The sequence below is a fragment of the Kitasatospora sp. NPDC028961 genome (assembly GCF_055564815.1).
Window position 1 is genome coordinate 906,630 of record NZ_JBVHVO010000001.1, and the last position, 9,035, is coordinate 915,664.

Here is a 9,035-nt window from a genome sequence, read left to right on the forward strand (position 1 = left end):
GGGCTGGCTCAGGAACGTGGGTGGCGCCGGTCCGGCGCGAACGGGAGCATCGACGGCTGCGGTCCTGGCAGCACGCGGCCGTGGCGGTCGGGCGGCACGGTGTGGTGTGGTCGGCTCACTCTGTTCTTCCCCCGGGTACGCCCCGCCGGTGTCCGTCGGCCCGTCACCGGGCCGGAGGCGGCAGGGAATGCCCGCTTATCGTCGACCGGGCGGCCCGGCGCTGTCCAGCCGCGCCCGCGTGGCGGACCGGACTGTGGCGCAACCGCAACGTGGTCCGAACGGTTTTCGAGCCTCCGGGGCTCCCCGGCACCGCTGTCGCCGGGGGCTGGCGCCGTCCGCCTCCGGCATCCGGGAGAATGGGGTCATGACTGCCCAGATTCTCGATGGCAAGGCCACCGCCGCCGCGATCAAGTCCGAACTCGCCGCCCGTGTGGTGGCCCTTCGTGCCAAGGGCGTCACGCCCGGTCTCGGCACCGTCCTGGTCGGCGACGACCCCGGCAGCCGCTGGTACGTCAACGGCAAGCACAAGGACTGCGCCGAGGTCGGCATCGCCTCCATCCAGCGCGAACTGCCCGCCACCGCCACCCAGGAGGACGTCGAGAACGTCGTCCGCGAGCTGAACGCCGACCCGGCCTGCACCGGTTACATCGTCCAGCTCCCGCTGCCCAAGGGCCTGGACCAGAACCCCGTCCTGGAGCTGATGGACCCGGACAAGGACGCCGACGGCCTGCACCCCACCTCGCTCGGCCGGCTCGCGCTGGGCATCGAGGGCCCGCTGCCCTGCACCCCGCTCGGCATCGTCGAGCTGCTGCGCCGCCACGACGTGGCGATCGACGGGGCCGAGGTGGTCGTGATCGGCCGCGGTGTCACCGTCGGCCGCTCGATCGGCCTGCTGCTCACCCGCCGCAGCGAGAACGCCACCGTGACCCTCTGCCACACCGGCACCCGGGACCTCGCCTACCACCTGCGCAAGGCCGACATCGTGGTCGCCGCCGCCGGGGTGCCGCACCTGGTCAAGCCGGAGGACGTCAAGCCCGGCGCGGCCGTGCTGGACGTCGGCGTCAGCCGCAGCGAGGGCAAGATCGTCGGTGACGTCCACCCGGGCGTGGCCGAGGTGGCCGGCTGGATCTCCCCGAACCCGGGCGGCGTCGGCCCGATGACCCGCGCCATGCTGCTGAACAACATCGTCGTGGCGGCCGAGCGCCGCGCCGGCGTCTGAACGACCGCGATCCGACTCCGGAAGGACGGCGAGCTATGAACGGGCGGACCGAGCGAAGGCCGGCGAGCCGCGCGTTTCGCGACGCGGCGGCCGAGCGGGGCGGGGTGGGCGCATGAGCGGGCCACGGCCGGCGCGCTCCCGGCGCAGGCCGGTGAAGACCACCGGAACGCTGCCCCCCGAGGGCTCGGCGGCGGCGCTGGGGCGTGACCACGCCCTGCCGGTGCGCCAGTGGCCGATAACCCTCGTCCTGCTGGTGGTCGGCGCCGGGCTCGCCGTCACCTGGTTCGCCGACTTCAAGGACGGCTTCAAGTACGGGCTGCTGATCCTCGGCGGCGGCGTGCTGCTCGGCGCGCTGCTGCGGCTGGTGCTGCCCGAGGTCGGCATGCTGGCGGTGCGCAGCCGGTTCACCGACGTGATCGTGCTGACCTTCCTGGGCGTCTCGATCGTGCTGCTGACCCTGGTGGCCCAGCCCAACCCGTGGCTGGAGATCCCGCTGCTGGACAACGTCGGCGAGCTGGTCGGGCGGCCTAAGCACTGACCCGCCCGGCCCGTCCGTCCGGCCCGATCGGCCCCCGCCCGCACCGTCGGGACGGGGGCCGTCATCGTCTGTGACCAATCAGCCACGACGGTACCCGCGGCATACGCTTCGCTTTGCGATAACCTGACGCCGGTCTCTCGATGTCGAGAGATCATCCTCGGCTCCAGTGCGCCGGTGTGCCTGGGGCACCTGGCGATTTGCTGGAGAAGGTAGAAATGACCCGCACCCCCGTCAACGTCACCATCACCGGAGCGGCCGGCCAGATCGGCTACGCGCTGCTCTTCCGCATCGCCTCGGGCCACCTGCTCGGCGCCGACGTGCCGGTGAACCTGCGCCTCCTGGAGATCCCGCAGGGCCTGAAGGCCGCCGAGGGCACCGCGATGGAGCTTGTCGACTGCGCCTTCCCGCTGCTGCGCGACATCAAGATCACCGACAACGCCAACGAGGCCTTCGACGGCGCCAACGTCGCGCTGCTGGTCGGCGCCCGTCCGCGCACCGCCGGCATGGAGCGCGGCGACCTGCTGCAGGCCAACGGCGGCATCTTCGGCCCGCAGGGCAAGGCCATCAACGACCACGCCGCGGACGACATCAAGGTCCTGGTCGTCGGCAACCCGGCCAACACCAACGCCCTGATCGCCCAGCGCAACGCCCCGGACGTGCCGGCCGCGCGCTTCACCGCGATGACGCGCCTGGACCACAACCGCGCGCTCGGCCAGCTGGCCGCCAAGACCGGTGCCGCCGTGTCGGAGATCAAGAAGGTCACCATCTGGGGCAACCACTCGGCGACCCAGTACCCGGACATCTTCCAGGCCGAGATCGCCGGCAAGCCGGCCTTCGAGGCCGTCGGCGCCGACCAGGCGTGGCTGGAGGGCGACTTCATCCCGACCGTCGCCAAGCGCGGCGCGGCCATCATCGAGGCCCGTGGCGCCTCCTCGGCCGCCTCGGCCGCCAACGCCGCCATCGACCACGTGTACACCTGGGTCAACGGCACCGCCGAGGGCGACTGGACCTCCATGGGCGTCGTCTCCGACGGCTCCTACGGCGTTCCGGCCGGTCTGATCTCCTCCTTCCCGGTCACCACCAAGGACGGCGAGTTCCAGATCGTCCAGGGCCTGGAGATCTCCGACTTCTCCCGCGGCCGCATCGACGCCTCGGTCCAGGAGCTGGTCGAGGAGCGCGACGCCGTCACGGAGCTCGGCCTCATCTGAGCCCGTTCCCGGCAGGACCTTCGACGGCCCGCCGCCTCCTTGACCGGAGGCGGCGGGCCGTCGCCCTACACTGACCCGCTGTGAACGAAACCCTGGAGGACGCGGCCCTCGTCCTCGTCTTCATCATGCTGGGTGGCCTGTTCAACGTCGCCGAGATCTCGCTGATCTCGCTGCGCGAGGGCCAGATCAGGTCACTGGCGGGGCGCGGGACCCGGCGCGCGGCCCGCGCCGCACACCTGGCCGCCGACCCGAACCGCTTCCTGGCCGCCGTGCAGGTCGGGGTGACCTGCATGGGCTTCCTGTCCGCCGCCTTCGGCGCGGACACCCTGGCCGGCAAGGTGGCGCCGCTGTTCGTCCGGGCCGGGCTGTCCACGGGCGTCGCCGACGCGCTCGCCCTGGTCGGCCTCACCCTGCTGATCAGCTACGCCTCGCTGGTGCTCGGCGAGCTCACCCCCAAGCGGATCGGCCTCCAGCGCGCCGACTCCATCGCCGTCCTCGCCGCCCCGGTGGTGGACGTGATGTCGGTGGCGCTGCGCCCGGTGATCTGGCTGCTCGGCCACTCCACCAACCTGATGGTCCGCCTGCTCGGCGGCGACCCGGCGGCCGGGCGCGGCTCGATGAGCTCCGAGGAGCTCCGCGGCCTGGTCGCCACCAACACCGAACTCGGAAGCGACGAGCGGGCGTTGATCGCCGACGTGTTCGCCGCGGGGGAGCGCCAGCTGCGCGAGGTGATGGTCCCGCGCACCGAAGTGACCTTCCTGGACGCCGAGCGCCCGCTCGCCGAGGTCCGCGAGCAGGCCGACTCCTCGCCGCACTCGCGCTATCCGGTGGTCGAGGGCAGCTACGACGCGGTCACCGGCTTCGTCCACGTCCGCGACCTGTACGGTGCCCGCGGCGAGCAGGCGGTGAAGGTGCGCGACCTGGCCCGCCCGATCAAGCTGCTGCCCGGCACCAAGCGGGTGCTGGCGGCGATGGGCGAGATGCGCCGGGAGGGCCACCACCTGGCCATCGTGGTGGACGAGTACGGCGGTACCGCCGGCATCGTCACCCTGGAGGACCTGGTCGAGGAGGTGATCGGCGAGATCCGTGACGAGTACGACTCCCAGGAGCCGAGCACCACCCGCCGGCTGGCCGGCGGCGCCATGGAGCTGGACGGCCTGCTGAACCTCGGCGACTTCACCGAGGAGACCGGCGTCACCCTGCCCGAGGGCCCGTACGAGACGGTGGCCGGCTGCCTGGTGGCCGCGCTCGGCCGGCTGCCCGTCGACGGTGACCAGGTCCGGATCCCGATCGGTGCCGAGGAGGTCCGGCTGACGGTGGCCAAGCTGGAGGGCCGGCGGATCGCCCGGGTCGGGGTGAGTGCGGTCACACTGTCGGAACCTGCGGGGGCAGAGGTTTCCTGACCGGTCGGTGGAACTGGAACAATGGCCCGCATGGTCAACGCAGCGGTCACTGGTCCGGTCAAGGACCGTCCCCGGGTACTCTCCGGCATCCAGCCCACCTCCGGCTCGTTCCACCTGGGCAACTACCTCGGTGCCGTCCGCCAGTGGGTCGATCTCCAGGAGGCCAACGACGCCTTCTACATGGTGGTCGACCTGCACGCGATCACCGTGGAGCAGGACCCGGCGACGCTGCGCCAGAACACCCGGGTCTCCGCCGCCCAGCTGCTCGGCGCCGGCCTGGACCCGGAGCGCTGCACCCTGTTCGTCCAGTCCCACGTGCCCGAGCACGCGCAGCTCGGCTGGGTGATGAACTGCCTCACCGGCTTCGGCGAGGCCTCCCGGATGACCCAGTTCAAGGACAAGTCCGCCAAGCAGGGCGCCGCGAGCACCTCGGTCGGCCTCTTCACCTACCCGATCCTGCAGATCGCCGACATCCTGCTCTACCAGGCGGACGCGGTGCCGGTCGGCGAGGACCAGCGCCAGCACGTGGAGCTCACCCGGGACCTCGCGGAGCGCTTCAACACCCGCTACAGCCCGACCTTCACCGTCCCGAAGCCGTACATCCTCAAGGAGACGGCGAAGATCCAGGACCTCCAGGACCCGGGCATCAAGATGAGCAAGTCGGCCTCCTCGGCCAAGGGCCTGGTCAGCCTGCTGGACGAGCCGAAGGTCAGCGCCAAGAAGTTCAAGAGCGCCGTCACCGACACCGGCACCGTCGTCTCCTACGACGAGGAGGAGAAGGCCGGCGTCTCCAACCTGCTGCGCATCCACTCCGCGCTCAGCGGCCAGTCGGTCGACCAGTTGGTGGCGCACTTCGAGGGCAAGATGTACGGCGCCCTGAAGACCGAGCTGGCCGAGCTGTTCACCGAGTGGGTGACGCCCTTCCAGGAGCGCACCCGCACCTTCCTGGACGACCCGGCCGAGCTGGACCGGGTGCTGGCGATCGGTGCGGAGAAGGCCCGGACGGTGGCGTCGCAGACGCTGGAGACGGTGTACGACCGGATCGGCTTCCTCCCGGCCGCCAAGCGGTGACAGCCCTGACGAGCCTGCCCGATGGTGACGATCTCCCCGAGCTCGTCACCATCGGCGTGTCCGTGAGCGTCCCGGATCCGTACGGCTCGGCGATCCAGGACGCGCGGGCCGGCTTCGGCGATCCGCTGGCCCGGTCGATACCCACGCACGTCACCCTGCTGCCGCCGACCGAGGTGGCGGCCGCCGAGCTGCCGAAGATCGAGGAGCACCTGGCGGCGGTGGCCCGGGCGCACCGGCCGTTCCGGATGCTGCTGCGCGGCAGCGGGACCTTCCGGCCGGTCTCGCCGGTGGTCTTCGTCCGGGTCGAGGGGGGCGCCCAGGAGTGCCGGCTGCTGGAGGCGGACATCCGCTCCGGCCCGCTGGCCCGGGAGCTGGCCTTCCCGTACCACCCGCACGTCACGGTGGCGCACGGGCTGGCGGAGGACGTGCTGGACCAGGCGTACGGGCAGACCCGCGGCTTCCGGGCGGCCTTCGCGGTGCCGGGCTTCGGCCTGTCCCGGTTCGACGCCGACGAGGTCTGGCGCCCCTGGCGCTCCTACGACTTCGGCTGACCCGCACCGCCGCCGGCGGCCGCGCGGCCGCCGGGCCGCGGTGCCCCGTGCCCGCCCGCCCGGCCGAGGTCGAGCATCCGGTCGACCACCCGGCGCGCGGCCCCGCCGTCCTCCAGCCCGCAGTGCGTGGCGCGGAACGCGCGGTAGCGCTCCCGGTACCCGGGCGGCGGGCCGGAGCCGTCGTCGGCGAGCCCGCGCAGCGCCTCGAGCAGCCCGGCCGAGTCGGGAATGAGCGGGCCGGGGGCCTGCGCCTCGAAGTCGAAGGAGAAGCCGCGCAGGGTGTCGCGGTAGTGCTCCAGGTCGTAGGTGAAGAAGAGCACCGGGCGGCCGGTGATCGCGAAGTCGAACGTGATCGACGAGTAGTCGGTGACCAGCACGTCCGCGATCAGCAGCAGTTCCTGCACGTCGGGGTAGTCCCCGCAGTCGAGGACGAAGCCGTCCCCGGCGCCGGGCAGCGGCTCGCGGACGTGCGCGTGCGGGCGGATCAGCAGGGTGTGGTCGTGGCCGAGGGCGCGCCGGGCCCGGTCCAGGTCGATCCGCAGGTCGAGGCGGAACCCCTCGCCGTCGCCGCGCCGCTGGTCCTCCCGCCAGGTCGGGGCGTAGAGCACCACGCGCCTGCCGTCGGGGATGCCGAGCCGGCGCCGGACGGCCGCCGCCCGCCCGGCGTCCGGCCGGGCCAGCACGTCGTTGCGCGGGTAGCCGGACTCCAGGACCTCGCCCCCGAAGCGGAACGCCCGGCGCAGCAGCGGGGTGGCGAACGGGCTGGGCGAGAGCAGCAGGCTCCACTGCGGGGTCTCCCGGTCGAGCGCCGCCAGGTAGCCGTGGTCGGCGAGCCAGGGGTTCTCGACGTCGTGCGCGATCCGCTTGAGCAGCGAGCCGTGCCAGGTCTGGACGACCACCTGGCCCTCCCGGCGGTCCAGGAAGTCGGGGAAGTGCGTGTTGCCGACCAGGTACCGGCTGGTGGCCAGCGCGCGGTACCACTCGGGGCTCCAGACCCGTACCGCGCGGACGCCGGCGGGCAGGTCGGCCTGGGCGTCGTCGACCGCCCAGAGGTGCTCCAACGGCTCGCCGCGCCGGGCGAGTTCGGCGTGCACCGCGCGCGGTGAGTCGGCGTACCCGCGGCCGCCGAACACGTCGTACAGCACGGCGTCGCGCAGCGGCTCCCGGCGGGCGGCCGGGTACCCGTCGGCGCGCTGGCGGGCCTGGCTCCAGGCGCTGCGCTCGGCGGGCGAGAGGACGGGGGTGGAGTCCACCAGCAGGGTGTCGTGCCAGCGGCGCTGGAGCAGGATCCGCTTGCCGCCGGCCCCGGTGGCGGCGGGCAGCGCGGGGAGCACCGCGGGGGCGGCGATCAGCGGCCGGGGCGCTCCCGGCCGGTCGGCCGGGAGTAGCGAGGCCTCCCAGACGCCCTTGCGCAGCGGCAGCGCGGTGCCGTCGGAGCCGGTGCGGGTGGCGGGCAGCCGGACGGTGAAGCGGCCGTCCGCCCCGCGGTCGACCCGGTGGCGGACCTCGCCGGCCGTCCCGGTGTGCCGCAGGACGAGGTCGAGCGGCTCGCGGCCGGGGCAGTGCCCGCTGAGCTCGAAGCCGCCGGCCCGCACCGCGATCCGCTCGACGTAGCCGGCCGCGGGCTGGACGCAGAACTGCAGCCGGCCGTCGGCGAGGTGCTTCAGGTAGAGCGCCCGGTCGGGGGCGCCGGGCAGCGCGTGCTGACCGGCCACCGGGCCGCCGCGCTCGTCCAGGGTCAGCTGCTCGGTGGAGCCGTCCGGGCGCAGCAGTTCGGCGTCCCAGTGCTCCAGGTGGCCGGCGCCGCGCCCGTCGGCGGTGAACGGCCGGTACGGCAGGTGGAGGGCGAAGGTGTTGCCGGTCCGGGCGACCGGCCGCAGCAGGACGGCGTCGCTCTCCCGGTGGCGCAGCCGCAGCGCGGTGCCGGGCGGGCAGTGCCCGGCGGTGCCGCGCAGGTCGAGGCCGTCCGTGGCAGGGGCGGCGTGGGTGAGCCGGACGCCGGGGCGTTCGAGCCGCAGCCGCAGCCGGCCGTCGGCGAAGTGCGGCTGGAGGCGGACGTCGTGGTCGACCCAGCGGGCCGGCGGGTACTCGCCGGAGCCGCACCAGTGCGGGGCGAGGGCGCCGTACTGGCGGCGCAGCCGGGTGGGCCGGGGGCGGGTGAACAGGGTGACCCCGATCCGCCAGTCGCCGAGCAGCCACTCCTCGGCCCGCCGCAGCCGGCGCGGTTCGACCAGGGCGGTGAAGCCGGACCAGTCGTGGTTGTGGTCGGGCTGGGCGCTGTCGTCGGTGATCTCGGGCAGCCGGCGCGGCCGGGACCGGAGGTGGAGGGGCGGTTCGGCGTCGTCCCGGAGCAGGGTCAGCCAGGTCCAGGCCGAGCCGGGGCGGGCGGTGTCCAGGTCGTCGGGGCGGGCGAAGCCGGTGAGTTCGAGGCCGCGGGCGTGCCAGCGGGCGCGCAGCAGGCCGAAGGCGACGCCCTCGTCGGCGGCGGGCAGGTCGTCGTGCGAGTGGGGGGCGGCCTGCGGGAGGACGAACCGCGTGAGGACAGGCATGGGGTGGCCCTTCGGCAACGGGATCCCGGCCCATGGCGGTGGTCCGGGGCGGCATTCGTACCGGGGGAGCGGACGAAGCCGATTCAATATCGAATACCGAAATGACACCCGGGGTCAACTGAGAAATCCGGAGGAATAGCTGAGAAATCCGTCGGCGAAACATGGGTTCGATTGAATTGTTCATATGAATCTTCGGCGACTCCCGGAAAGCGCCCAGAAAAGTCCGGAAAGCTGTCCGGAGCAGCCGGGAGAGCCGCCCGGAGCCGCTTGAAGCAGCCCGGAAAACACGGAGGCGGGGGGGGGGGGGGGGGGGGGGGGGGGGGGCGGGGGGGGGGGGGGGGGGGGGGGGGGGGGGGGGGGGGGGGAAGAGGGGGGGGGGGGGGGGGGGGGGAGGGGGGGGGGGGGGGGGGGGGTGGGGGGTGGGGGGGGGGGGGTGGGGGGGGCGGGGGGGACGAGCACCGCCTACGCGTACGGAGTGTGACCCTGCTAGTCCAGC

At 73.5% G+C, this 9,035-nt stretch carries 7 protein-coding genes; 6 read left to right on the plus strand and 1 reads right to left on the minus strand.

Going from position 1 to position 9,035, the window contains the following annotated elements:
- The first annotated feature begins 364 nt into the window (after nt 1–364).
- From ACZ4UX_RS04095 to ACZ4UX_RS04120, 6 genes are all read left to right on the plus strand, one after another.
- Nucleotides 365–1,219, plus strand: a complete 855-nt coding sequence (locus ACZ4UX_RS04095; protein WP_465705369.1) for a bifunctional methylenetetrahydrofolate dehydrogenase/methenyltetrahydrofolate cyclohydrolase — start codon at nt 365–367, stop codon at nt 1,217–1,219.
- 112 nt (nt 1,220–1,331) lie between these two features.
- A complete protein-coding gene (locus ACZ4UX_RS04100; RefSeq protein WP_465705371.1) occupies nt 1,332–1,757 on the plus strand; it encodes a DUF3017 domain-containing protein in 426 nt (141 codons plus the stop codon).
- A gap of 215 nt (nt 1,758–1,972) precedes the next feature.
- Complete coding sequence (locus ACZ4UX_RS04105; protein ID WP_329488034.1) at nt 1,973–2,965, plus strand: malate dehydrogenase; 993 nt, start codon at nt 1,973–1,975, stop codon at nt 2,963–2,965.
- A gap of 80 nt (nt 2,966–3,045) precedes the next feature.
- Nucleotides 3,046–4,368 carry a hemolysin family protein gene (locus tag ACZ4UX_RS04110; RefSeq protein ID WP_465705373.1) on the plus strand — a complete coding sequence of 441 codons (1,323 nt, stop codon included), beginning with the start codon at nt 3,046–3,048 and terminating at the stop codon, nt 4,366–4,368.
- A 30-nt stretch (nt 4,369–4,398) separates the two neighbouring features.
- Nucleotides 4,399–5,439: a tryptophan--tRNA ligase gene (gene trpS, locus ACZ4UX_RS04115; protein ID WP_329488032.1), complete on the plus strand. Its 1,041-nt coding sequence runs from the start codon at nt 4,399–4,401 to the stop codon at nt 5,437–5,439.
- A 62-nt stretch (nt 5,440–5,501) separates the two neighbouring features.
- On the plus strand, nt 5,502–5,990 hold the full coding sequence (locus ACZ4UX_RS04120) for a 2'-5' RNA ligase family protein (protein ID WP_352291259.1): 489 nt from the start codon (nt 5,502–5,504) through the stop codon (nt 5,988–5,990).
- On the opposite strand, the gene ACZ4UX_RS04125 is transcribed toward ACZ4UX_RS04120, so the two are convergent.
- Nucleotides 5,975–8,539: a CDP-glycerol glycerophosphotransferase family protein gene (locus ACZ4UX_RS04125; protein ID WP_465705375.1), complete on the minus strand. Its 2,565-nt coding sequence runs from the start codon at nt 8,537–8,539 to the stop codon at nt 5,975–5,977. The genes ACZ4UX_RS04120 and ACZ4UX_RS04125 overlap by 16 nt on opposite strands.
- Between the last annotated feature and the right edge of the window lie 496 nt (nt 8,540–9,035).

Excerpts from the sequence above, each read along its gene's own strand:
- ACZ4UX_RS04095 (WP_465705369.1), top strand. The coding sequence starts at position 365 with ATGACTGCCCAGATTCTCGATGGCAAGGCCACCGCCGCCGCGATCAAG.
- ACZ4UX_RS04100 (WP_465705371.1), top strand. The coding sequence starts at position 1,332 with ATGAGCGGGCCACGGCCGGCGCGCTCCCGGCGCAGGCCGGTGAAGACC.
- ACZ4UX_RS04105 (WP_329488034.1), top strand. The coding sequence starts at position 1,973 with ATGACCCGCACCCCCGTCAACGTCACCATCACCGGAGCGGCCGGCCAG.
- trpS (WP_329488032.1), top strand. The coding sequence starts at position 4,399 with ATGGTCAACGCAGCGGTCACTGGTCCGGTCAAGGACCGTCCCCGGGTA.
- ACZ4UX_RS04125 (WP_465705375.1), bottom strand. The coding sequence starts at position 8,539 with ATGCCTGTCCTCACGCGGTTCGTCCTCCCGCAGGCCGCCCCCCACTCG.